The organism is Nonlabens xylanidelens, from assembly GCF_002934445.1.
GTDB lineage: Bacteria > Bacteroidota > Bacteroidia > Flavobacteriales > Flavobacteriaceae > Nonlabens > Nonlabens xylanidelens.
On sequence record NZ_PTJE01000007.1, the window covers coordinates 27,837 to 53,624 of the forward strand.

Here is a 25,788-nt window from a genome sequence, read left to right on the forward strand (position 1 = left end):
AGAAAGGTTATTAAATTAATAAAGCTCGTTTCTAAGTAATAGATAAACGAGCTTTACTGTTTTTCAGAACTTAATGATGGGTTATACCTCCATACGTTTCAACTCATTATAATTGCGTTTTAACTTACGTAATAATATTCCATAAATTAATTGATAAATAAGATACATAATGACACACATTACTAAAAACATAACAAATGTTAGACCTAAGAAAGTGGCATAAAAGGCAGTTTCATGACCTATGAAATTAGGCGAATTTAATACTTCGGATATCCTAGGGTCGTTAGGAATAATCAGCACCGCGCCTATCATTCCTACTACCATCATATAAACCAGGTTGTACCATATGTACCACTTCATAGTGCGCCTGGTCTTGAGTATTCTATTCATTAAACTTCTAGTAGGCTGCGATGTAGAGATGTTTTTATAATTTTTATAAAATAGAAATATAAAAAATACAATCACTACATAGTGGACTATCATAGAACCATAGTAAAACGGTTTTCCTATTAATTCTACAGTATTGTTCTCTTCATTTCCAAAATGGGAGAATAGGCCTAAGACTATAAATAGCGCAAACTCAATTATAGCGATAATAAACAACCATTTTACAATACTGCTTGATTTTCTAGCTAATAAACCACCTAATTGTTCTTTAGAAAATTGAGGGGCATTACCGGTTTGCGACTGCCAGTTTTGTTTAAGTATATCTAGTTGATCCATGATTTTATGGATTTATAATGTTAGTTAATTTCGTTTTAATCCTGTTCATCTTCACCCTTGCATTTACTTCAGAGATTCCCATTGTTTCGGCTATTTCTCTGTAATTTTTATCTTCTAGATATAGAAAAACCAGTGCTTTTTCTATATCATTTAATTGTTTTACCGCGCCGTACAGTAAAGTAAGTTGCTCCATTTGCTCATCATCTTCTGGTCTGTCAGCGATTTTAAATTGGACAGAATCATAATCCTGTGTCTTCACCCTACGTGTAGACTTGCGATATAATGTTATAGCTGTGTTCAACGCAACTCTATACATCCAGGTGCTGAATTTAGCATCACCTCTAAATTTAGGATAGGCACGCCACAGCTGTATGGTTACTTCCTGAAACAGGTCGTTGTGCGCATCTTGATCATTAGTATATAGTCTACATATTTTGTGGACTATATTCTGATTCTCTTCTAGCTGTTTAACAAATTCTTCTTCGAGTTTTTTACTCACTTTTAATTGGCTTGGTTACTTAATAAGTCCTTTCTTTTTTTAAAACGTTACAATTATAGAAAAGAATGTTAATCAAAGGATAAATCACTCTTTCTAAATTATCTTTGTTAAAACTTCATAAGATGAATATTCCACAGTCAGATTTACCACGAGTAATTGTTGTGGGCGGTGGTTTTGGTGGTGTTACGCTTTCGCGAAAGCTAACCAAACAAAATTTTCAAGTCGTACTTATAGACCGTCATAATTATCACAATTTTCAACCATTAATGTATCAGGTGGCCACTAGTGGTTTAGAACCTGATTCTATAGCATTCCCATTGCGAGGGCTGGTGGAGGATAGGAAGAATTTCTTATTTAGATTAGGTGAAGTAAATTCCATAGATCCTGATAAGAAAATAGTATGCAGTTCTATAGGTGATGTAAGTTATGATTACCTGGTAATTGCAACTGGAACAAAAACAAATTTCTTTGGTAATAAAGATCTAGAAGAAGCTTCTTTACAAATGAAGAGTGTGCCACAAGCGCTCAACATAAGAAGTTATATGCTGCAAAATCTAGAAAAAGCAACATTAACTAATGATGTAGAAGAGCAAAAGAAATTAATGCGCATCGTGCTTTCTGGTGCAGGACCTACTGGTGTAGAACTAGCTGGTGCTTTTGCAGAATTTAAGAAAGGAGTACTCAAGAATGATTATCCAGACCTCAATCCAGAGTTAATGGAAATTCATTTGTTAGATGGCTCAGATCGTGTGCTAGCCAGTATGAGTAAAAAAGCATCGCAAAAAGCTGAGAAATACCTAAGAAAGTTAGGAGTGCAAATTCATCTCAATGTATTGGTTAAGAATTATGAAAATGAAACCGTTCTTACTAATACAGATCTTCAAATAGTTGCATATACTTTTATATGGAGCGCTGGAGTAATAGGTAATCCTATTAAAGGACTGCGAGAAGAAAGCGTGGATGAGCGTTCACAACGTTTTCTAGTAGATAAAATGAATCGAGTAGAAGGTTATGAAGGTATTTTTGCAATAGGAGATATTGCATTAATGAAAACCGAAGAATTCCCTAAAGGACATCCACAAGTTGCGCAACCAGCAATACAACAAGGTAAATTGCTAGTAAAAAACTTTAAACGCTTAATAAATAACCAGCCATTAAAGGAGTTTTCTTACCTCGATAAAGGTAGCATGGCAACCATAGGTAGAAATAAAGCCGTGGCAGACGTGAAAAACTTTACCCTAGGCGGTTTTCTTGCATGGATTACTTGGTTAGGAGTTCACTTATACTTCTTAGTAGGTGTAAGAAATAGGTTAGTAGTGTTTCTCAATTGGATTTATAACTATTTCAATTTTGATAGAGCTGCAAGAGTAATAATAAGACCTTACCAAAAGAAAAAAATAAATAGTAAACTGAAGTAATAGTCACTGATAGATGTACATTATCTTTTCATAGTCACTTTTTGTATTTATATCAACTTTTGAATGATAAAGGTGGTACATTAATACAAAAACACACCTTGTTTAAGCCTTGTTTTTGGTATCTTTGATATACTTTAATGTATAATAAAACCCAACTCTTATGAGTACGTACGATGTAGCAATAATAGGTTCTGGACCTGGTGGCTATGTAGCCGCAATACGCTGTGCACAACTAGGCATGAAAACTGCCATTATAGAAAAGTATAATACCTTAGGTGGTACATGTCTTAATGTAGGTTGTATCCCTTCAAAGGCACTTCTAGATTCTTCTCACCATTATGACGATGCTATGAAGCATTTTTCTGACCATGGTATCGAGATTCCTGGAGATATAAAGATCAACTTTGAGAAGATGATCGCTCGTAAAAAGAAAGTTGTAGACCAGACATGTGATGGTGTACAATTCTTGATGAAGAAAAACGAGATCGATGTGTTTACAGGTATGGGATCTTTTGTAGATGCTACACACATAAAAATAGATGGTGAGACGTCACAGACGATAGAAGCAAAACATACTATTATCGCTACAGGTTCAAAACCTGCGACATTACCATTTATCACACTAGATAAAGAAAGAGTAATCACTTCTACAGAAGCGCTAGTTCTTAAAGAAATTCCTAAACACATGATCGTAATAGGTGGTGGTGTTATAGGTCTAGAATTAGGACAGGTTTATAAAAGACTAGGTGCTGCGGTTACTGTTATAGAATATGCAGACCGTATCACACCAGCGATGGATAAAGTGCTTTCTAAAGAATTAATGAAGGTTCTTAAAAAGCAAAAAATTAAATTCAATTTATCTCATGCGGTTAATAAAGTAGAGCGCAATGGCGATACAGTTACTGTAACTGCAAAAAACAAAAAAGGAGAAGAAGTTACCTTTGAAGGTGATTACTGTCTAGTTTCTGTAGGTAGACGTCCTTATACTGATAAATTAAACGCTACTGCTGCAGGAGTTAAAATTAACGGGCGTGGACAGGTAGAAGTAAATGAGCATTTACAGACTAACGTTTCTAACATTTATGCTATAGGTGACGTAGTGCGTGGTACCATGTTAGCTCATAAAGCTGAAGAAGAAGGAACTTTTGTAGCAGAAACTATTGCAGGTCAAAAACCACACATTAACTATAACTTAATTCCTAATGTAGTTTATACATGGCCAGAAGTAGCTAGTGTAGGTAAAACAGAAGAAGAATTAAAAGAAGCTGGTGTAGAATATAAAGCAGGATCATTCCCTATGCGTGCATTAGGTAGATCTCGTGCCTCTGGAGATATCGACGGATTAGTAAAAATCCTTGCAGATAAAACTACAGACGAAGTTCTAGGAGTACACATGATAGGTGCAAGAGCGGCAGATTTAATTGCCGAAGGAGTTACTGCAATGGAATTTAGAGCCAGTGCCGAAGATATAGCTAGAATGTCACATGCACATCCTACTTATTCTGAAGCTGTTAAGGAAGCAGCGCTTGCTGCAACTGACGATAGAGCTCTACACATGTAGATTTAAAAACATTGTTTTTATTTAAGCCGGTTCTTTATGAATCGGCTTTTTTTTGGTCTATTAACATTTCATTAGCAAACTCTTTAAGATCTAGTTACGTATTTAGTACAACTAACTTAACAGATTTATGAAAATTATTTTTTCTTATTCCGCTTTCGCGAAAGCGGTATTATTTATTGCCTTTTTCTTTTCTACACAGTTTATTGCTGCCCATACAATTACTGGTTTTATTAAAGATATTAATGGACAACCATTAAAAGATGTTTATGTTTTAAATGTAAAATCTGGTACACACACACATTCAAATGCCAAAGGCTTTTTTACCATAGACAATGTGGAGCAGGAAGAAGAGCTGAGATTTTCTCATATAGGTTATGAGGCGAGTTCTATCGTGGTAACTAACCATAAAGATATTTTACAAATTACATTGAGTCCATCTTCTTTAAATCTAGATGCGATTACTATAAGTAACGATGTAGAGACACTTAATGTACTAGCAAATGTAGATTTACAAATCAATCCTGTAACGTCTTCTCAAGAAATCCTGAGAACAGTTCCTGGACTATTTATAGGACAACATGCTGGTGGTGGTAAAGCAGAGCAAATTTTTCTAAGAGGTTTTGATATAGATCACGGTACAGATATCGCTATTAATGTAGATGGTATGCCGGTAAATATGGTGTCTCATGCACATGGACAAGGATATGCAGACCTTCATTTTCTTATACCAGAAACTATCAATAACATTTCTTATGGAGTAGGTAATTATGATGAGAGCGTAGGTAACTTTGCTACCGCAGGACACGTAGATTTTAAAACTAAAAGTTATCTAGACGAGAGCAAAATAAGTGTAGAGATAGGTGATTTTAACCACCAGCGTTATTTAGGTCTGGTACAATTGGTTGATAATGCTCATACGACAGCTTATGTTGCTACAGAGTATTTAACCTTTGATGGACCGTATGATAGCCCACAAAATTTTGATAGAATCAACCTATTTGGAAAATTACACCATACTACAGATTCAGGAAATAGACTAAGTTTAAGTTTATCTCATTTTGATAGTGAGTGGGACGCGAGTGGACAGATACCACAACGTGCTGTAGATAGTGGTTTAATAGACCGTTTTGGTTCTATAGACGACACAGAAGGTGGTTCTACATCTAGAACTAACGTGGTACTTAATTATGACATGGACATAAGTGATAAAGAACAGTTAGAAACTACCATGTTTTATTCTCATTATGATTTTCTATTGTATTCAAATTTTACATTCTTCTTAGAAGATCCTATAAATGGAGATCAGATACAGCAGCAAGAATCTCGTGACTTAGCTGGTTTTAAAACTAAATATTCTTATGAAACTCAACTAGGTGCAAATGACCTAAGTCTTATAGCAGGTTTTGGTTTAAGAAATGATAGAACTGATGCATCAGGATTATCAAGAACTTTAAATAGAAGAACAACGCTTGAAAATATACAATTAGGTGATATCAATGAAACCAATTCTTCACTCTTTGTGGGTGCAGAATTATCGGTAAATAAATTGTTAATAGATGCAGGATTAAGATTAGAGCGATTCAAATTTGTCTATAAAGATGCTTTAACAGAAACTTTTGATACACAGTCACAAACTGCTACAGCATTATTGCCTAAATTGAATTTTAATTATGAGGTAAGTGATAATGTAAAAGTTTACTTGCACAATGGGGTAGGAATGCACAGTAATGATACTAGAGTAGTATTAGAAAATGGAGCAGATGATATTTTACCTAAATCATATGGATCTGATCTAGGTACTGTATGGAAAGCTAGTGATAACCTAGTGGTTAATGGAGCGTTGTGGTACCTGTTTTTAGAACAAGAATTTGTCTATGTAGGTGATGCAGGTATTGTAGAGCCTAGTGGTGAGACAGAGCGTTATGGTTTTGACCTAGGTGTAAAATACCAGCTTACAGACTTCTTGTTTTTAGATACTAATCTTAATTATGCACACGCTAGGGCGATTAATGAGCCAGACGGCGCAGATTATATACCACTAGCACCAGAATTTACTTCTACAGGTGGTATCAGTCTTAAAGATTATAAAAGATTTAATGCTGGATTGCGTTATCGTTATATAGGTGATAGAGCAGCAAATGAAGATAACAGCATCGTTGCAGAGGGCTATTTTGTAGCAGACTTTAATGTCAACTATGACCTTACTGATAACCTAAGACTAGGTATGGCTGTACAGAATCTATTTGATGTAGAGTGGAATGAAACACAGTTTGCAACAGAATCTAGACTTGCTAGCGAGGCACAATCTGTAGAAGAGATTCATTTCACACCAGGAACACCTTTCTTTTTAAGGGGTAGTATACAATATCGTTTCTAAGAATATCTAAAATATTTCAAATTAAGTAAAAGCTATTTCTGTAAGAAATAGCTTTTTGCTTTCTCTACAACTCTTACCTTTGTTAGATCATGAAACAAAGAGAACTCCATCGTTTTGCCTTAGAAGATGCTGCTATTTTTAAAAAGAAATTGCTGTCGTTTTTTAAATCAGAAAAACACCTCGTTTATCTAGAAAGCAATCAGGGTAATCTTAAACATGATACTTATGAAACACTTATAGGTGTAGGTGCTATAGATAGTATAACTTGTAAAACAGGAAAGGCATTTGAACAGTTAGCTGCTTTTAAGAGAGAATATAAAGACTGGATGTTCGGTTTTCTAGGTTATGACCTTAAAAATGAATTAGAATATCTGAAAACAGAAAAACAAGACCTTCTAGAGTTTCCAGATTTAAGCTTTTTTGTACCAGAATTAGTTTTTGAGATTTCTCCAAATGAGCTAAAATTACATTCTTTTATTACCTCACAACCTGCGGCGCAAAAACTAATCTCAAAGATAGAAACTCATTCACTTACTTCGTTTAAAAAAGTAATAAGACCAGTGCCTTTAAAAGCTAGAGATACTAAAGAAGATTATTTAAATAAAGCGCATACTTTTTTAGATCACATACGTAGAGGTGATATTTATGAAGCAAATTTTTGCACTCAGTTTTATGCACAAGAGGTAGAGCTAGATACTCAAAAAGCATTTCATGAATTAAATCAAATAAGCGAGCCACCATTTGCTGTTTATGCTAGATTTAATGAGCACTATGCGATATGTGCCAGCCCAGAACGTTATTTAAAGAAAACAGATAGGCAGTTGGTTTCTCAACCCATTAAAGGGACCGCAAGAAGGTCTGCTCATCTTGTTGAAGATGAAAAGCTAAAGGAATTGCTTTTTCACGATCCTAAAGAACGATCAGAAAATGTAATGATCGTAGATCTAGTACGCAATGATCTTTCTAAAACTGCTGTAAAAGGCAGTGTGCAAGTAGAAGAGCTTTTTGGAATGTACGCCTTTAAGCAAGTACATCAAATGATAAGTACAGTAGTGTCGCAACTAGATAGTAAATATGATTCTATAGATGCTATAACCAGTACATTTCCCATGGGTAGTATGACCGGAGCGCCTAAAATAAGTGCTATGGAAATCATTGAACAAAATGAATCTTTTAAACGAGGACTGTACAGTGGCGCAATAGGCTACTTTACACCTCAAGACGATTTTGATTTTAACGTGGTTATACGCACTATTTTATATAATGAAAAATCCAAATCATTATCCTTTTCTGTAGGCAGCGCCATAACAGCAGCTGCAGTACCAGAAAAAGAATATGAAGAATGTTTTTTAAAAGCCAAAGCATTAATAGAAGTACTAGCGCTACAAGGCGTGTACTTTGATTAAATTTGTACCATGCTAGCAGCGTTTAAAAATCATATACAAATCCATTTTCCAGAATTTTTTACAACATCTATTGCCGTTGCAATAAGTGGTGGAAAAGACAGTACGGTTTTAGCTCATTTGCTACATCAATTGGACTTAAATTTTGAACTCATTCACTGTAATTTCCATTTAAGAGATTCAGAAAGTGATGGAGATCAGTTTTTTGTAGAAGAAATGGCTGCAAATTTGGAGCGTAAACTACATGTGTTACATTTTAATACATCGCAAGTAGCTCAAGATAGAAATATATCTATTCAAATGGCTGCTAGAGACTTAAGGTACGATGCTTTTGATAAAATCGCTGTAGATAAGAAGTTCCAGCATATTCTAGTGGCACACCATCTAGATGATCAATTAGAGACATTTTTAATTAATCTAGGACGCGGCGCGGGACTGCATGGACTTACAGGGATAAGAGAGCGCAATGGTTTTATCTCTAGACCTTTATTGCCTTTTTCTAGAGAGCAGATAAATGATTATGCTACACATAACCGTATAGCGTGGCGTGAGGACAGTAGTAATAGCTCTACTAAATATTTACGCAATAAATTAAGACACGATGTAATTCCTTTACTTCATGATGCGTTACCACATCTCGAGGGTAATTTTTCTAGTACTTTGAGCTATCTAAAAAACTCAGAAATGATGCAAGATGTTGAGGTGGCACGCTTTCGCGAAAGTGGAACTAAAACAGTCTCAGGTAACCTAGAAATTAATATCGAGTTATTAAAAGAGACTTTAAAACCAGATGCTTATCTTTTTGAACTTCTAAAAGACTATCGTTTTAATATACAGGACGCGGTAAAACTCTTAGATTCAGAGAATGGGAAAACGATTAAATCTGGTGAGATGAGGTTGGTAAAAGATCGTGATGTTTTAATTCTTTCTGAGGCAAATGATATCAATGAAGTGTACATAGAAATTGATGAAACAACTACAGCTGTTACGATCACGGAGGTCTGTTTAGAAATAAAGCATATAGAGAATGACGATTTACTTACTTATGTGAAGAATAATAGTAGTAAGAATAAATTATTTATAGACACTAGTAAGTTAATAATGCCGTTAATATTAAGAACATGGCAGCACGGAGACCGCATGCAGCCATATGGAATGAAAGGAAGTAAGTTAATAAGTGATTTATTAACGGATAGTAAAATCTCTTCTTTAAAACGAGAAAAAGCCTTAGTATTGACAAGTGGTAACGACCTTATATGGCTGGTAGGAAAAAGAGCCAGTCAACACCATACGATAACGAGTAGAACACAATCCATTATAGAAATAACAATAAAACTATGAGAAAACTTCTCTTTGCTTTAATAGCTTTAGTTTCTTTACAATTAACGGCCCAAGAAGATCCTGTTTCATGGTCTGGTGAGGTAATAAAGTTGACAGATAATGAATATGAATTAATTACAACTGCCACCATGGAACCTGGCTGGCACATTAATTCTCAAGTTATATTGCCAGAAGAGAATTCTGGTCCTATACCTACCAGCATTAGTTTCTATGATGTAGAAGGTAAAATAGAATTGATAGGAGAGAATAAAGAAACAGGATCTTACACTGCTTATTCTGATATATGGGAATTTAATGTATATGAATTTACTGATATAGCTGTTTTTAAACAGAAGATAAAGGTTTTAGATTCAGATCTAGAATATATAATTGCAAGTGCTTTTTATCAAACTTGTGATGATGAGATGTGTTTGCGTCCTACAGATAAAGGCGTGAGTTTTAAAATAAAACCTGATGCAGTAATACCTGCAGGAGCATTTGATATTATAGAAAAATATCTTGATGATGATAAAGAACCTATAGTTGCTGGTGCGCCAGACGCATCTTCTATTAAGGAGAAAAAAAATCATGAAAATCTTGCGACAGATACTGAAAAGGTAAAAGAAGAAGAAACTAAAAAAAAAAATAACGAAGAATTAAAAGATGATACTCAGGGAGAAGATGAAGACCGTAGTCTTTGGGGTATTTTTATAGTTGCATTTCTTTCTGGCTTTGCAGCGCTTCTTACACCGTGCGTGTTTCCTATGATACCGCTTACGGTTAGTTTCTTTACTAAACAAAGTGCTAATAGAGCAAAAGGGATTTCAAATGCTATTTTATACGGCATTTTTATAATCGTTATTTACGTTTTGTTGGGTACCGTGGTGACAGCTATTTTTGGTTCAGAGTCCCTGAATCAATTAAGTACTAATGTGTATTTTAACATCGCATTTTTTTTGATTTTAGTGGTGTTTGCAGCTTCTTTCCTAGGAGCTTTTGAAATTACATTACCACAGTCTTGGGCTAATAAGGCAGATGAGAAAGCTAGCAAGGGTGGGATAGCTGGTATCTTTTTCATGGCTCTAGCTTTAGCAATCGTATCTTTTTCTTGTACAGGACCTATTGTAGGTTCTCTAATTGTTGAAGCAGCTTCTAAAGGTGGATTAGCTCCTGTAATAGGAATGTTCGGTTTTTCACTTGCGATAGCCTTACCGTTTGCATTATTCGCTATTTTTCCAGGATGGATGAATTCCTTGCCTAAATCAGGCGGCTGGTTAAATACGGTAAAAGTTGTTTTAGGATTTTTAGAATTAGCATTAGCATTTAAATTTTTATCTGCTGCTGATTTAGTTTTTCAAACTCACATTATTGAGCGTGAAGTCTTCTTAGCGGTATGGATAGCGATTTTTGGAGGTCTTTCTTTATATCTTTTAGGTAAAATAAGAATGCCGCATGATGGTCCAGATAGTAGTATATCTGTAGGTAGATTGTTTTTAGGACTGGTTGTTATGACTTTTACAATTTATTTAATTCCTGGTTTATGGGGAGCACCATTAAAATTAATTTCAGGATTCCCGCCACCACTAAATTATGCTGAATCTCCATATGGAGTAGGCTATACAAAGCTAGAGACAAATGAAGAAGTGCCTGAAGGTGCGCATCTAGCTGTTCATGATATTATTGCATTCCATGATTATAACGAAGGTCTAGCTTATTCAAAAAAGGTAAATAAACCTATTTTGGTTGATTTTACAGGTTGGGCTTGTGTGAACTGTCGTAAGATGGAGGAGCGAGTGTGGAGTGATCCATTAATACTTAATATGCTCAAAAATGATTTTATTTTGATTTCCTTATATGTAGATGATAAAAATAAATTACCTGAAGAGGAGCAATACATTTCTGAAATTACTGGTAAGAAAGTTAGAACGATAGGCGACAAATGGATGGAATTTCAAAAGAATAACTATGAAACTGCTGCACAACCGTTATATGTTTTAAAAGATAAAGATGGTAATGATATAGATAAGCCCATCGCATATACCCCAGATGTTGAAGAATATGCAGCGTGGTTAAAGAAAGGCTTAAAAAAATAATTTAATAACCTTAAAAAAATCTTAAAAACCGATTCAATTTTGAATCGGTTTTTTTGTTAGAGTATCTTTATGGTTCAATATATATTTATGAAACAAATAATAGTTATAGTAGCGCTGGTGCTGCTTATTTCTTGTAAAGAAGGAGGAAAAGATACCGCTTTTGTAAAAGCAAATAGTACAGAAAAAGCTGCCCAATTTAATGACTGGCTAGCGGTTCAATTTCAGGAAGATTTATCTCGTGATCCACAGATGCAAACTTCTATGGGAAGCAAAGAGAATTATGGAAAGTGGACAGATATATCATCAGACCACGAGCTAGAATCTAAGAAGATAGCAGAAAGAAGGTTAGCTTATTTAAGAGATTCTATTCATAAAGAAGGACTTACCGGCCAGGATCGATTGAGTTATGATTTATATTATCAAAAGCAGAAACAAGGAATCGCAAACTTTGATTACAGATTATATACTTATCCAGTAAATCAAATGCACGGAATGCAGTCTGAAATCCCTGCGTTTTTAATAAATCAACACAGAATAGATAACGTTTCGGATGCTAAGGCGTATATATCTAGATTAAAAGGAATCCAGCCACTTTTTGAGCAACTATCTGAGAACTTAAAGTTAAGAGAGTATAATGGTATTATGATGCCACGCTTTGTGTTTCATCATGTACTAAAGGACAGTAGAAATGTTATAGATGGCTATCCGTTTAACGATAGTAAAAATAACAGCACGTTAATGGAAGATTTTTTAAATAAGATTTCTAAATTAAAGCTGTCTTCAGAAGAGAGAAAACAACTAGAAGAAGAAGCTGTACTGGCACTTCAAAACGAAGTAGAATCAGGTTATAAAACATTAATAGCGACTTTAGAAAATCAGCAACAAAGAGCAACTTTGGAAGATGGTGTATGGAAATTTCCTAAAGGTGATGAGTTTTATGAATATGCTTTACAACAAACTACGACCACTGATATGACAGCAGATGAAATTCATAAATTAGGTCTTTCTGAAGTGGCGCGTATACATGGAGAAATGGAAGAAATTATGAAGAAAGTGAATTTTGATGGTTCCCTTCATGATTTTTTCAAGTTTATGAGAGAAGATGAGCAGTTTTATTATAGTGATGATGCTTCTGGAAAAGCAGAGTATCTTAAAGAAGCTACTGCTATCATAGAAGATATGAAAGGAGATCTGGACCAGTTGTTTATTACGAAGCCCAAAGCAGATATTAAGGTAAAAGCTGTAGAGGCTTTCCGTGAGGCAAGTGCAGGAAAAGCATTCTATCAACAGCCAGCTATCGATGGAAGTAGGCCAGGAACTTATTATGCTAATTTATATAAAATGAAAGCAATGCCTAGTTATCAGATGGAAGCTTTAGCTTACCATGAAGGTATACCAGGGCATCACATGCAAATTGCTATTGCGCAAGAATTAGAAGGAATACCAGATTTTAGAAAACATAGTTTCTATACGGCTTATGTAGAAGGTTGGGGGCTTTATTCTGAATTGATACCTAAGGAAATAGGAAAGTATGAAGATCCTTATAGTGATTTTGGTAGATTAGCTATGGAGTTGTGGAGGGCTTGTAGACTTGTTGTCGACACAGGAATCCATACCAAAAAATGGAGTAGGGATGATGGGATTAAATATTATGTAATTAATACTCCTAATGCAGAGATAGATGCTGTGAAGATGGTGGAACGCCATATAGTTATGCCGTCTCAGGCGACTGCTTATAAAGTTGGTATGAATAAGATTTTAGACTTAAGAAAAATGGCGAAGGCTGAGCTGGGTGATGATTTTGACATCAAGGAGTTTCATGATGTAATTCTTACTAGTGGAGCATTACCATTAACTGTATTAGAAAAACAAGTAAAAGCATACATACAGAGTAAAAAGCAGTAATGGCTTTTGTATAGATTACATGGTTAAAAGGTTATCGTTTGCTCGGTAACCTTTTTTTATATGTTAAATATAGGTTGTTAAATTCTTATTTAAAGAAGGTAAATATGAGAAGTTGATAATCTGCTTGGTACCGAGTTAACTGGTTCAATGAGAAGAATAGCTTGATAGACTTATAATTTATCCTTATGAAGTGATGACAAGATGCCTTGATAAGATGATTTGTGTAGCTATTTGAATTCGATAGATAGGTAGATAGGTAGGTAGATGATATATCTTATTCTAGTTTAAGAATTGGTATTGGCTATGTTGATGTTATGGGGTGTCTGTTATAGCTATGTTTAACATATTAATCAGTAAGTAAGTAAGTAAGTAAGTAAGTAAGTAAGTAAGTAAGTAAGTAAGTAAGTAAGTAAGTAAGTAAGTAAGTAGATTGATATTTAGCTATATAGAACCTTGATAATTCAATGGCTATTTTAAAATTAGACATAAAAAAAGAGCCGCAATTTGCGGCTCTTTTAAATTTAATATGACTTGAGTGATATTAGTTAACTCTAAAAGTAACTCTTCTTACTAATTGTCTAGCTTCAGCACTGTTCTTATCAACAGATGCATCTTCACCGTCACCATTATGGCTTAAACGACTTGCGTCGATACCAGCAGCAGTTAATACATCGTTAACCATCTTAGCACGACGCTCAGATAGGTTTTTGTTATAAGCAGGACTTCCTATCTCATCAGCAAAACCTGTAAGAGTAGCAGTTGCACTTGGGTTATCTTTCATGTATTGAACGATAGTATTAATAGCTCCTAAAGAGAAAGTAGCTGGCTTAGTACTATTAAACTTGAAATATACATTTACATAACCTTCATTGATTAATTGCTTCACAAGGTTCTTATTGTTACCATTAGCACCGTTGTTACCAGCGATTGCAGTTTGTAAGTCAGAAGGTGTAGCAAAACGAGAATCTAAAGCGCTTTCCATATCATCTGGAATACCGTTTTTGTTCAAGTCAATTGCACGACCCTTACTGTCTACACGTACACCACTTTCAGTATTGTTGTCTCTATCTAAATAGTTTGGTACACCATCTTGGTCATCATCACCATTTTCTTGAGCCATTTTCTCCATTTTAGCAGCGATGTCTTCAACTTTAGCGTTGATTGGGCTTTCAGCAAAATCAGCTGGAGTATCTCCAGATCCTAAGTATAAAGTAATACCAACAGATGCGTTAACAAGAAAACCGTCAAAACCTCTTAACGTACCTCTATCAACACCATCAAATGTTAAGTCTTGTCTTACGTGACCTAAAATAGAAAGATCTCCGAATAATGCTAAACTATTAGTTAACTTAATTTGTGGAGTAACACCTGCTTGAAAGTTAAGCATGTGATCCGTGCCAGTTTCTACAGGCTCTGAACCTTTAAGGAAAGAAACTCCCATACCACCATGCAGTAATAAACCAAAACGTTGTGTCCATTCTCTTGCTCCTAACACCTCTGCAGCATTAACAACACCTTCTAGTGTAAATCTGTAATAGTCAGATTGGAAATCTACACTTTCCTTATCTCCTTCTATATTGTCATAACCAAAGTCAGCATTTATACCAAATTTGTTATTGAACATATATCTAACACCTAAGTCTACTTGATAAAGAGACGGTGTATTAGTAAATACACCACTAGATACTGGTCTAACTGGCTTGTTAACACCAGCTCCGAAGTCTATCGCCCAATGTTTAAGGTCTGGTCCGTTTGATACAGATTCTACTTCTTCTGTAGTCTGAGCAGTAGAGGTTAAAAACCCTAGTGCTATAAATGATAATGTAACTAATTTTTTCATAAGTATTTTAACTTGCTTTCAAATGCAAATATATAAATATATTGAAAACACCATTGGTTTAAAGTTTTAAATTTTTGTAAAATTAAAGTATTTTTTAAATGAGGTTGATTGTGTTGACTACACTATCGAGTAATTATGATGTGTTTTAATTGTGTATGGATATATTACTATTCGTTAAAAGATGTTTGTAGATTTGTTGTTTATGTTGATTTTGCTTTCGCGAAAACGAAACTGTTATAAGATTATACTTTAAATTATATGGGTGAAAAAATATTGATTACTGGTGGTGCTGGGTTTATAGGGTCGCATGTGGCACGTTTATTTGTAAATAAATATCCTCAATATGAGGTTTATAATCTTGATGCGCTTACCTATGCTGGGAATCTGGAAAGTCTTACAGATTTAGAAGAAGCTGCTAATTATCATTTTCTTAAACTTGATATAACGCACGAGGTGGAGTTGGATAAAGTTTTTGAAGAATTAAGATTTGATAGTGTTATTCATCTAGCTGCAGAGTCTCATGTAGATCGTTCTATTAAAGATCCTTTATCCTTTGCAAAAACTAATATAATAGGAACTCTTAATTTACTAGAGTCCTACAAAAAGCACAAAACAGATTCTGATGGTGTTTTTTATCACATAAGCACCGATGAAGTATATGGTTCTCTCGGTGCAACTGGTTTGTTTACTGAAGAAACTTCTTACGATCCTAATTCTCCATATTCTGCCTCAAAGGCTAGTTCAGATCATTTTGTTCGAGCTTATGGAGAGACCTATAAATTACCTATTGTCATCTCTAATTGTTCTAATAATTACGGTTCTTTTCAGTTTCCTGAAAAATTAATTCCTTTATTCATAAACAATATCATAGAAGAAAAGCCTTTACCTGTTTATGGAGATGGTAATTACACTAGGGATTGGCTGTTTGTAGAAGATCATGCCAGAGCTATTGATGTTATTTTTCATAATGGTAAAAAAGGCGAGACTTATAATATAGGAGGTCATAACGAATGGAAAAATATTGATTTAGTAAAGTTGCTTTGTAAGAAGATGGACGAGGCTTTGAGCAACGAGGTGGGTGAAAGTGAAAAGCTTATTACTTTTGTAAAGGATAGGCCGGGACATGATTTGCGCTATGCTATAGATGCGACTAAAATAAGTAAAGAACTCAATTGGGTGCCATCACTTGATTTTGAAGAAGGATTAGAACGCACCATTAACTGGTATCTAAATAACGATAAGTGGTTAAAGAACATCACGACTGGAGCATATCAAGATTATTATAAAAACCAATACCAATAATTATGAAAGGAATTATTCTAGCAGGTGGATCTGGTACACGATTGCATCCATTAACCCTAGTGGTCAGTAAACAATTGTTACCTATTTATGATAAGCCTATGGTGTACTATCCACTGTCTGTTCTTATGCAGGCAGGGATTAAGGAAGTTCTATTAATTTCTACCCCTAGTGATATTCATAATTTTGAACGCTTATTAGGTGATGGTAGTAAGTTTGGTATACGAATAGAATATAAGGTACAGCCTAGTCCTGATGGACTTGCACAAGCTTTTATATTAGGAGCAGATTTTATAGGTGATGATTCTGTAGCACTAGTGCTAGGAGATAATATTTTTCATGGTGCCGGTTTTTCTGATTTATTAGAACGCGCAGTTCAAAAAGTAGAGAAGGATCATGTGGCAGTTGTTTTTGGTAACTATGTAAAAGATCCTGAGCGTTATGGTGTAGCGACCTTTAATAAGCAAGGAAATGTAAGGAGTATCGAGGAGAAACCAGAGAACCCCAACTCTAACTATGCAGTTGTCGGACTTTATTTTTATCCTAATTCAGTTATAAAAATAGCTAAAGGACTTCAGCCATCTAAAAGAGGAGAGCTAGAGATCACTGCCGTAAATCAGTATTACTTAAAAGAAGAATGTCTTGATATGCAAATTTTAAGCCGTGGTTTTGCTTGGTTAGATACTGGTACTCATGAGGCTTTGACAGAAGCGACAGAGTTTGTTAAAGCTGTAGAAAAAAGAACAGGGCTCAAAATTTCTTGCTTAGAAGAAATAGCGTTAATGCAAAAATGGATATCCCCAGAAGAATTGCAATTGCAGGTTAAAGATTTGAAAGGAGATTACTATGATTATATAAAGCAAGTGGTTTTACGTATTAAAAAATAGAATAAGTGTCATATTTCTATGATCTATCCGATAGGAGTAATAAAAACAAATTACTTTTGTTTATCGGTTGTAGGTTTAGGAGATGGAAATCGATTTTTGACAAAAGATCCTTAAGTAAAGAAAATGATTATGAAAGTAAGTAATATATGTTGTATTGGGGCTGGTTATGTAGGAGGTCCTACTATGACTATGATAGCCGCAAAGTGTCCTCATATAAAAGTAAACGTAGTAGATATTAATCAAAAGAGAATTGATTCTTGGAACGATCCTGATGTTAATAATATTCCTATTTATGAACCTGGATTATCAGACCTTGTTAAAAAGACTCGTGGTGAGAATTTATTCTTTACTACAGATGTAAATCAAGCAATTCTTGATGCAGATATGATATTTATCTCTGTGAATACTCCCACAAAAACATATGGTGTAGGAAAAGGGATGGCTGCAGATTTGAAATACATCGAGTTGTGTGCTAGGCAAATTGCCGAGGTAGCGACTTCAGATAAAATAATAGTTGAAAAATCTACTTTGCCTGTTAGAACAGCTGAAGCATTGAGAAGTATTCTAGATAATACAGGTAATGGGGTTCATTTTGATATATTGTCTAATCCTGAGTTTCTTGCAGAGGGAACCGCGGTGAGTGATTTATTGAATCCAGACAGAGTTCTTATAGGGGCTGAGAATACAGAGAAAGGTAAGAAAGCACAACAGGCTTTGGTTGATGTGTATTCAAATTGGGTGTCTCAAGAAAGAATATTGACAACAAACGTATGGTCTTCAGAATTATCTAAGCTTACTGCAAATGCTTTTTTAGCTCAACGTGTCAGTAGTATAAATGCACTGTCCGAATTATGCGAAGTAACTGAGGCGGATGTTAATGAAGTCGCTCGTGCTATTGGGACAGATTCCCGTATAGGTGCTAAATTCTTGCAATCTTCTGTAGGTTTTGGAGGTTCTTGCTTTCAGAAAGACATTTTAAATTTAGTTTATATCGCTCAAACTTATGGACTGCAAGAGGTTGCAGATTATTGGGAACAAGTGATAATAATGAATGATCATCAAAAAAGGCGATTTGCAAAGAAAATTGTTAAGACGCTTTTTAATACAGTTTCAGGAAAAAAGATCACTCTTTTAGGGTGGGCGTTCAAAAAAGATACAAATGATACTCGTGAGTCTGCCGCTATCTATGTTGCAGATTATTTATTGAATGAGCAGGCTGAAGTTACGGTTTATGATCCTAAGGTGACCAGCGAGCAAATTTACAGCGACCTTAATTATTTAGGGACTAGAAGCGATGAGGAGAATAGAAGGTTGCTTAAAGTAGAGAGCGGCCCTATGAAAGCTGTGGAAAACGCTCACGCAACAGCTGTTTTAACAGAATGGGACGAGTTTGTGCAATATGATTGGAAAGATATTTATGAGCGCATGCTTAAGCCAGCATTTTTGTTTGATGGCCGTATGCTTCTAGATCATGAAAAAATGAAGCAAATAGGTTTTGATGTTTATACTATAGGAAAAGGTTAAGGTTAAAGTGTTTAGTTTGAAAATGTGATATGGTAACACTATCTTAAAGGTCGTAGCATATTTCTCTTGAAAAACTTAGTATATTTGCAAATTGAAAAAAAATAACATTAATTTCTTTAAAAGAGATTAAAATAAGGGGTTTACATGAAATTTAAAATACTAATTACTGGTGCTGCAGGGTTTATAGGTAGTAATCTTTGTGAATATTTTGTTGGGAAAGGACACGATGTGTTAGGTCTTGATAACCTTGCTACAGGTCATATGAGTAATATAGAACCTCTTCAAGAAAAAGATAATTTTTCTTTTTTAAAAGGAGATATACGTGATCTAGACACTTGTCATAAGGCAGTTTCAGGTAGAGATTATGTATTACACCAAGCAGCTTTAGGTAGTGTACCTAGATCGATTAAAGACCCTGTAACTTCTAATGATGTTAATGTAGGCGGCTTTTTAAATATGCTGGTAGCTTGTAAAGATGCAGGTGTCAAAAAAATGGTTTATGCTGCGAGTTCTTCTACTTATGGAGACTCTAAAAGTATGCCTAAGGTAGAAGAAGTGATAGGAAAACCATTATCTCCCTATGCAATCACAAAATATGTGAATGAGCTCTATGCAGATGTATTTTATAAAACCTACGGTTTAAATACTATAGGTTTAAGGTATTTTAATGTCTTTGGTCGCAAACAAGATCCTAATGGTGCTTATGCTGCTGTGATTCCCCTTTTTACTAAGCAATTAATGAATAAACAATCTCCTACAATTAATGGAGATGGCACCTATTCTAGAGACTTTACGTACATTGATAATGTAATTCAAGCAAATGAAAAAGCGATGCTTGCAGATCATCCTGAAGCGGTAAATACCGTTTTTAACGTTGCTTATGGGGATCGTACTGATCTTAATATGTTGATCGATTTATTAAAACAGTCGTTATCTAAGCATGACAAAACTATTTTAGACGTAGATACTATTTATGGTCCTTTAAGAGCAGGAGATGTACCTCATTCTTTGGCTTCTATTGATAAAGCAAAAAGATTATTAGGTTATCAACCTCAATTTAATTTGAAGGCTGGACTAGATGAAGCAGTAGAATGGTACTGGTCTAATCTGTAATTATTAATACCGCTTTCGCGAAAGCAAAACAATCAACCAAGTTATCATGAGAAAAAAAATAACTATAATAGGTTTAGGATATGTAGGTTTACCTCTAGCTAGACTTTTTGCAACTAAATATAATGTAATAGGTTTTGATATCAATAAACCAAGAGTTGCAGAGTTAAATACTGGTGTAGACAGCACACTAGAAGTAGAAAATGAAGTACTTACCGCAGTACTTAAAAAAGATAAAAGCGATGAGAATGGCTTGTATTGTACTGCAAATAGTGAAGATATAGCTGACTCAAATGTGTATATAGTTACGGTGCCTACACCTGTAGATAAGAATAACCGTCCTATACTTACACCGCTTTATAAAGCAAGTGAAACAGTAGGTAGAGTCTTAAAAAAAGGAGACATAGTAGTATATGAATCTACCGTTTATCCTGGTGCGACAGAGGAAGAATGTGTGCCGGTTCTAGAAAAAGTAAGTGGCCTTAAATTCAATGTAGACTTTTTTGTAGGGTATTCTCCAGAGCGTATTAATCCAGGCGATAAGAAGCATACCGTAGAAAAAATTCTAAAAGTAACTTCTGGTAGCAATCCAGAAATAGGAGTTGAAGTAGATGCGCTTTACAAAGATGTTATTACTGCAGGAACACATCTTGCACCTACCATTAAGGTAGCTGAAGCTGCTAAAGTGATTGAAAACTCTCAAAGAGATATTAATATCGCTTTTGTAAACGAACTAGCAAAAATATTTAATCGTTTAGAAATTAATACAAGTGATGTTCTTGCTGCTGCAAGCACAAAATGGAATTTCCTTCCTTTTTCACCAGGTTTAGTAGGTGGTCATTGTATAGGTGTAGATCCCTATTACCTAGCTCAAAAAGCACAAGAAGTAGGCTATCACCCAGAAATTATTCTTGCAGGTAGAAGAATGAATGACGGTATGGGGAGTTATGTTGCTGGTGAGGTAGTTAAATTGATGCTTTCTAAGGATATTAAAGTAAAGAATGCTAAAGCATTAGTATTAGGAATTACATTCAAAGAAAACTGCCCAGATGTAAGAAATACAAAGGTTATTGATGTGATATCTAACCTTAAAGAATATGGTATAGATGTGACTATTTATGATCCACTAGCAAACCCTGACGAAGTAGAGCGTGAATATGGGGTGCGTAATTTGACATCATTAGACGATACAACCTATGATTCTATCATCCTTGCAGTTGCTCATAAAGAGTTTTTAGAACTTCCTTTAGATAGTTTGTCAAAAGAAGTTGCCGCTATTTACGATGTGAAAGGTATATTAGGAGATAAGGCAGATAAGAGATTGTAAGTGTATTTTTTATTTTAATCTATTCAATTACTCATTTTGCCACAAAACGACTCAAAACCTAAAGTTAATTTATTAACAAATACCTTAGTTTATTCTATTGGTAATTTTGGTTCTAAAATACTTTCTTTTCTTTTAATTCCTTTTTTCTCTTTCTTCCTTACAAAAGAAGAATTAGGAACATATGACTTATTACTTACAACGATTTTTCTATTAGTACCTATTTCTACATTTCAAATTTCTGATGCTTTATATAGGTGGCTTATTGGTAATGATAAAAATATTAATAAGAGAAAATACATAGGTAATGCTATAGGTCTTCTAGTATTTTCTCTTGGTAGTATTATCTCTTTAATTTATATAACAAATATTTTCATAAATGTATATTACATACATTTATTTGTGACAATGCTAATATTATCTTGTGTATATCCGTTTTATCAACAAATTTTAAGAGGTATAGGTAACATTAAGGCTTATGCCTTTTCAGGTATACTTCATAGTTTTTTTTTAGTGCTATTTAACGTAGCGAGTATATTCATTTTTGATGATAAAATATTTGGTATACTATCCTCTTCAATTTTAGCTTATGTTCTAGTAATTGCTTTGTTGCAATTTAAATTTAATGTGATTTCTTTCCAATATTTTCAATTAAAATGGAATTTAGAAAAAAAAGAAATGCTTATTTATAGCTTACCTTTAATGTTAAATGCCTTAAGTTGGTGGGTTATTAATGCTTCAGATAGATATTTGATATTAAAGTATTTGAGTCTGTCTGAGAATGGTATCTATGCTATTTCGTCTAGATTTCCAGCTATTGTAATTTTATTGAATAGCATATTCATGCTAGCATGGCAAGATAAAGCGTTGAGTACTGATGAGAGTGAGGTTGTTGATTATCAGAAGATTTTTAAGAATTTTTTAATCTTTGAATTGAGTCTTGTTGCTTTTCTAATTAGTATTTCACCTTTGTTGATAAGTTTGGTTGTAGATGAAGCTTTTGAGTCTTCTTGGAGATATATGATTGTCTTGTATGTAGCTACTATTTTCTCTGCCTTATCCGCATTTATCGGAGCAGGCTATTTAAGACAAAAAAAAACTAATCGAGTCTTCTTCACAAGTTTGATTGGTGCCGTTTTTAATATATTTGTAATTATCTTGACTATTGAAAATTTAGGCTTGTATGCACCAGCACTTGGCTCTTTTATAGGTTTTCTAGTTATATTTATAATTAGATTTTATGATATGAAAAAAGAATTTAAATTGAATTTTAAGGTTGTAATATTTTTCTTTTTAAGCGTCTATTTTCTATCAACTATTTTAATAACGTTGTTTTTAGAAAATAGCTACGTAAATTTTTCTATGATATTTATTTCGGCTTCAATATTTTTGATTTTGAATAAAAAAATTATTTTTAAAACATTAAACTTTGTAAAATCTAAAATATGAATGATAATATTTCTTTTATTAACAATCAAAAAAAACTTTTAAATGATACTCTTTCAAATATCATTAATAATGATTTCATCCTGTTAGATGTACCTAATCATAGGAATATCGGTGATACTTTAATATGGCAAGGTGAGTTAATCTTTTTTAAAAACTTAAAGTATAAGTTACTTGATCAATATAATCGAAATACTTTTAATAATCGTAAAATTAAATCTGATAAAGATGTAATTATTCTTCACGGCGGAGGTAACTTCGGTGATATTTATCATAGCAGTCAAGGGTTTAAATTAGATATTATAAATAAATTCAAGAATAATAGGATTGTTATAATGCCGCAAACTGTTTTTTATAATGATAATAAAAATTTAATCTCAGATATGAAGCAAATGTCTCAACATAAAGATTTACATATTTGTGTAAGAGATCAAGTTTCTTTTGATTTACTAAGTAAACTTTTTGATGTTAATAGAATTTACTTATTACCTGACATGGCGTTTTTTATAAATTTAGATGAATTTATCTCAAATAATAAAAAAGGCAAAAATCTAGTTTTAAATAGAACCGATGCAGAATCAACGAGTATAGATCACAAAGAGTTACCTTTTACCAAGATTGAAAACGAAGTTGTCTATTCTGATTGGCCTACATACAATAGTAAAAATAAGACAATAAACACTATGTCTAATTATGTAGAAGCTTTTGAAGGTAAGGTTACGAAGGTGTTAAAGAATGTTCCGGGGTCAAGTATTATAATGGATAATGCTTTTGGATTAAAATCGACGAAAAATATAGACAAGTATATCAATTCTGGAATTACTTTTTTGAATGAGTTTGACGAGATTGCCACCACGAGATTGCATGGTGCTATTTTAAGTATTTTACTAAATAAAAAAGTATTTTTATTTGATAATTTTTATGGTAAAAACAAGAATTATTATAATACTTGGTTAAAAGAATATAAAAATGTAATTCTAACTACTGATAACTAATGAGTTTAATATCAGTGATTTTACCTGCTTATAATGCAGAAAAGTACTTAGCTCAGGCAATAGATAGTATTCTTAATCAGACATGTTTATATTTCGAACTTATAATAATTAATGATGGTTCGACGGATCGAACTGAAATGATCATTCAATCTTATTCTGATAATAGAATAAAGTATTATAATAATGAAATTAACTTAGGTCTCATAGGTACTCTTAACCGAGGATTAGAATTGGCAAAAGGAAAGTATATAGCGAGAATGGATGCTGATGATATCTCGTTTTTAGATAGATTTCATAAACAATTTGATTTTTTGGAAAATAATGAAGATTATGTAATTTGTAGTTCTTCTAGAATTGAGTTTTATCAAGACAATACTAAAAAACACATAACATTTCTACCAGAAACGAATGAAGAGATTACTATAGCTAAGCATTTTAGTACACCTTTTACTCATCCTGCCGTTATGATGAGAAATAGTGTAATTAAATTATATAAACTACAATATCTAAACGATTATAAATATTCTGAAGATTATGAATTCTGGATAAGACTTTTAGAATACGGCAAAGGTTATAATTTTGTCAAGCCTTTAATAAGTTATAGAATAGTTCAGGAAGGTCAAACTTCTACTGGCGTTAAGAATAAAGTTCAGAGAGAATTGATTATTAAAGCAATTCAAAAAAAAGCTTTGCTGCTTTCAAATATTGATTTAATGGATAAGGATTTGGATTTTTTGTTCCAATTATCATTGTCTGATAGAATTAAAAAAATTGATTTAGATTACTTTGATTTTGGTTTTATTATTTCTTTTTTTAGAAATATACAAATTGAATTTAAGGACAAATTATATATTGAATCATCAATTGTAAATTATGTTTTAGGTTTACGGTATCTTAAAATAATTATTTTTAATAGAAGAAGGCTTAAATTCTTTATAATGGTCAGATTAATTTTTGACAAATTATTTATTTATGGAATACTTTCCATTATTCGTAATTATTATAATTATTATAAAAGATGATTTTCTTTATACTGTTTGCCGCCATAATTTTACTGTTTTCACAACATAGATCTATTTTATTTTTATTTTTATTTTTTGTTATATTATTCTTATTAGCTGGCTATAGAGATGTAACTGTTGGTACAGATACGTTTAGATATTTAGAACATTATCAACGCATACAAAATGAGTTGAATGTATGGAGGTTAGAGTATTTATGGATTAAGGTCATGGAATTAGTATCTTTCTTTAATGGTACATTTGCAAACCTATTGCTGGTAACACATTTGATTATACTAATACCATTGTTTTTTGTTTTTGTCAAAGCTAGTAGATACCCCATACTTAGTTTGTTTTTCTATGTAACATTTTACTATTATTTCTATTCTCTAAATATAATGCGACAATCGGTTGCGGTTTCTTTGATTCTTCTGGCGTTTTATGTATTTTATTCTAATTTTAAATTGAAGTGGCTTTACACTGTTTTAATAGTTACGGGAGCTGTTTTATTTCATAATTCTGCGTTAATTTTTATTCTAGCAATTTTTATGAAATACTTTCTTGAGAAGTATGAGGGTTATTTGATTACTATTCTTGTAGGAAGCATTTTATTAGGATTAGTTTTTTTTAATAGTTTTTTAAATTATTTATCTTTGGATAAATATGAATATGTATCAAATGAGTCTGAGGCGTTTTCAATATCAGTAGTATCTATTTTAAGCAGCTTAGTTATTAATGTTATAGTTATTTTAATTAGAAACATTATCGTAAAGAAAACATATTGGTATTATTTATTTATTGCTTCGGTAGTTTTATCAAATCTATTGATCATAACGCCTTATGGTAATAGATTAGTAATGTTTTTAGGAATTACTAAACTTATATTATTTGCAAATCTAATTGATAATAATAATTTAATAAAGAAACAAAGGTCTTTATGGATGGTATCTATGGTTGCTTATTCATTATTTTATTTTATTTTAGTTCTAGGAAATGGTGGGGTTTTACCGTATTCTAGTAGTTTTTTAAATCTTTATTTTAGCTGATGAAAGTACTTCATGTA

At 33.2% G+C, this 25,788-nt stretch carries 20 protein-coding genes; 16 read left to right on the forward strand and 4 right to left on the reverse strand.

What is annotated here, in order from left to right; all coding sequences use genetic code 11:
- Positions 1-81: 81 nt before the first annotated feature.
- Together LY01_RS12530 and LY01_RS12535 are read right to left on the reverse strand one after the other, a co-directional pair.
- Positions 82-723 (reverse strand): hypothetical protein, encoded by a 642-nt coding sequence (locus tag LY01_RS12530; RefSeq protein ID WP_104516203.1) that lies wholly within the window; start codon positions 721-723, stop codon positions 82-84.
- 4 nt (positions 724-727) lie between these two features.
- Positions 728-1,222, reverse strand: coding sequence for an RNA polymerase sigma factor (locus LY01_RS12535; RefSeq protein ID WP_104516204.1), 495 nt, complete (start codon positions 1,220-1,222; stop codon positions 728-730).
- A gap of 122 nt (positions 1,223-1,344) precedes the next feature.
- Between LY01_RS12535 and LY01_RS12540 the strand changes: the two genes are divergently transcribed.
- The 7 genes from LY01_RS12540 to LY01_RS12570 all read left to right on the forward strand — a co-directional run bounded on the left by LY01_RS12540 (position 1,345) and on the right by LY01_RS12570 (position 13,299).
- Positions 1,345-2,640, forward strand: a complete 1,296-nt coding sequence (locus LY01_RS12540; protein WP_104516205.1) for an NAD(P)/FAD-dependent oxidoreductase — start codon at positions 1,345-1,347, stop codon at positions 2,638-2,640.
- Positions 2,641-2,800: 160 nt separating this feature from the next.
- A complete protein-coding gene (gene lpdA / locus LY01_RS12545; protein WP_104516206.1) occupies positions 2,801-4,201 on the forward strand; it encodes a dihydrolipoyl dehydrogenase in 1,401 nt (466 codons plus the stop codon).
- Between the two features lie 127 nt (positions 4,202-4,328).
- The gene (locus LY01_RS12550; protein WP_104516207.1) at positions 4,329-6,578 is read left to right on the forward strand and encodes a TonB-dependent receptor; all 2,250 of its coding nucleotides are present in this window, start codon (positions 4,329-4,331) and stop codon (positions 6,576-6,578) included.
- Between the two features lie 89 nt (positions 6,579-6,667).
- Positions 6,668-7,984 (forward strand): anthranilate synthase component I family protein, encoded by a 1,317-nt coding sequence (locus LY01_RS12555; protein ID WP_104516208.1) that lies wholly within the window; start codon positions 6,668-6,670, stop codon positions 7,982-7,984.
- 9 nt (positions 7,985-7,993) lie between these two features.
- Positions 7,994-9,322, forward strand: coding sequence for a tRNA lysidine(34) synthetase TilS (gene tilS / locus LY01_RS12560; protein ID WP_104516209.1), 1,329 nt, complete (start codon positions 7,994-7,996; stop codon positions 9,320-9,322).
- Positions 9,319-11,394: a protein-disulfide reductase DsbD family protein gene (locus LY01_RS12565; protein ID WP_104516210.1), complete on the forward strand. Its 2,076-nt coding sequence runs from the start codon at positions 9,319-9,321 to the stop codon at positions 11,392-11,394. Before tilS ends, LY01_RS12565 begins: the two co-directional genes overlap by 4 nt.
- Before the next feature lie 87 nt (positions 11,395-11,481).
- A complete protein-coding gene (locus tag LY01_RS12570; RefSeq protein WP_104516211.1) occupies positions 11,482-13,299 on the forward strand; it encodes a DUF885 domain-containing protein in 1,818 nt (605 codons plus the stop codon).
- Positions 13,300-13,645: 346 nt separating this feature from the next.
- Here the strand turns inward: LY01_RS12570 and LY01_RS15170 are convergent, their stop codons facing one another.
- Both LY01_RS15170 and LY01_RS12575 read right to left on the reverse strand, forming a co-directional pair.
- Complete coding sequence (locus LY01_RS15170; RefSeq protein WP_170034637.1) at positions 13,646-13,786, reverse strand: hypothetical protein; 141 nt, start codon at positions 13,784-13,786, stop codon at positions 13,646-13,648.
- A 54-nt stretch (positions 13,787-13,840) separates the two neighbouring features.
- On the reverse strand, positions 13,841-15,139 hold the full coding sequence (locus LY01_RS12575) for an OmpA family protein (protein WP_104516212.1): 1,299 nt from the start codon (positions 15,137-15,139) through the stop codon (positions 13,841-13,843).
- Positions 15,140-15,397: 258 nt separating this feature from the next.
- On the opposite strand from LY01_RS12575, the gene rfbB reads away from it, so the two are divergent.
- The 9 genes from rfbB (at position 15,398) to LY01_RS12620 (ending at position 25,771) form a co-directional block, all read left to right on the forward strand.
- Positions 15,398-16,441 carry a dTDP-glucose 4,6-dehydratase gene (gene rfbB, locus LY01_RS12580; RefSeq protein ID WP_104516213.1) on the forward strand — a complete coding sequence of 348 codons (1,044 nt, stop codon included), beginning with the start codon at positions 15,398-15,400 and terminating at the stop codon, positions 16,439-16,441.
- Between the two features lie 2 nt (positions 16,442-16,443).
- Entirely contained in the window at positions 16,444-17,325 is an 882-nt protein-coding gene (gene rfbA, locus LY01_RS12585) for a glucose-1-phosphate thymidylyltransferase RfbA (protein WP_104516214.1), read from the forward strand.
- A gap of 129 nt (positions 17,326-17,454) precedes the next feature.
- Positions 17,455-18,849 carry a nucleotide sugar dehydrogenase gene (locus tag LY01_RS12590; protein WP_104516359.1) on the forward strand — a complete coding sequence of 465 codons (1,395 nt, stop codon included), beginning with the start codon at positions 17,455-17,457 and terminating at the stop codon, positions 18,847-18,849.
- 144 nt (positions 18,850-18,993) lie between these two features.
- The gene (locus LY01_RS12595) at positions 18,994-19,962 is read left to right on the forward strand and encodes an SDR family oxidoreductase (RefSeq protein WP_104516215.1); all 969 of its coding nucleotides are present in this window, start codon (positions 18,994-18,996) and stop codon (positions 19,960-19,962) included.
- A 43-nt stretch (positions 19,963-20,005) separates the two neighbouring features.
- Positions 20,006-21,286: a nucleotide sugar dehydrogenase gene (locus LY01_RS12600; protein WP_282957302.1), complete on the forward strand. Its 1,281-nt coding sequence runs from the start codon at positions 20,006-20,008 to the stop codon at positions 21,284-21,286.
- 36 nt (positions 21,287-21,322) lie between these two features.
- Entirely contained in the window at positions 21,323-22,732 is a 1,410-nt protein-coding gene (locus LY01_RS12605) for a lipopolysaccharide biosynthesis protein (protein WP_104516217.1), read from the forward strand.
- Entirely contained in the window at positions 22,729-23,724 is a 996-nt protein-coding gene (locus LY01_RS12610; RefSeq protein ID WP_104516218.1) for a polysaccharide pyruvyl transferase family protein, read from the forward strand. Before LY01_RS12605 ends, LY01_RS12610 begins: the two co-directional genes overlap by 4 nt.
- Complete coding sequence (locus tag LY01_RS12615; protein ID WP_104516219.1) at positions 23,724-24,746, forward strand: glycosyltransferase family 2 protein; 1,023 nt, start codon at positions 23,724-23,726, stop codon at positions 24,744-24,746. The genes LY01_RS12610 and LY01_RS12615 overlap by 1 nt, the downstream gene beginning before the upstream one ends.
- A complete protein-coding gene (locus LY01_RS12620) occupies positions 24,743-25,771 on the forward strand; it encodes an EpsG family protein (protein ID WP_104516220.1) in 1,029 nt (342 codons plus the stop codon). Before LY01_RS12615 ends, LY01_RS12620 begins: the two co-directional genes overlap by 4 nt.
- Positions 25,772-25,788 lie beyond the last annotated feature (17 nt).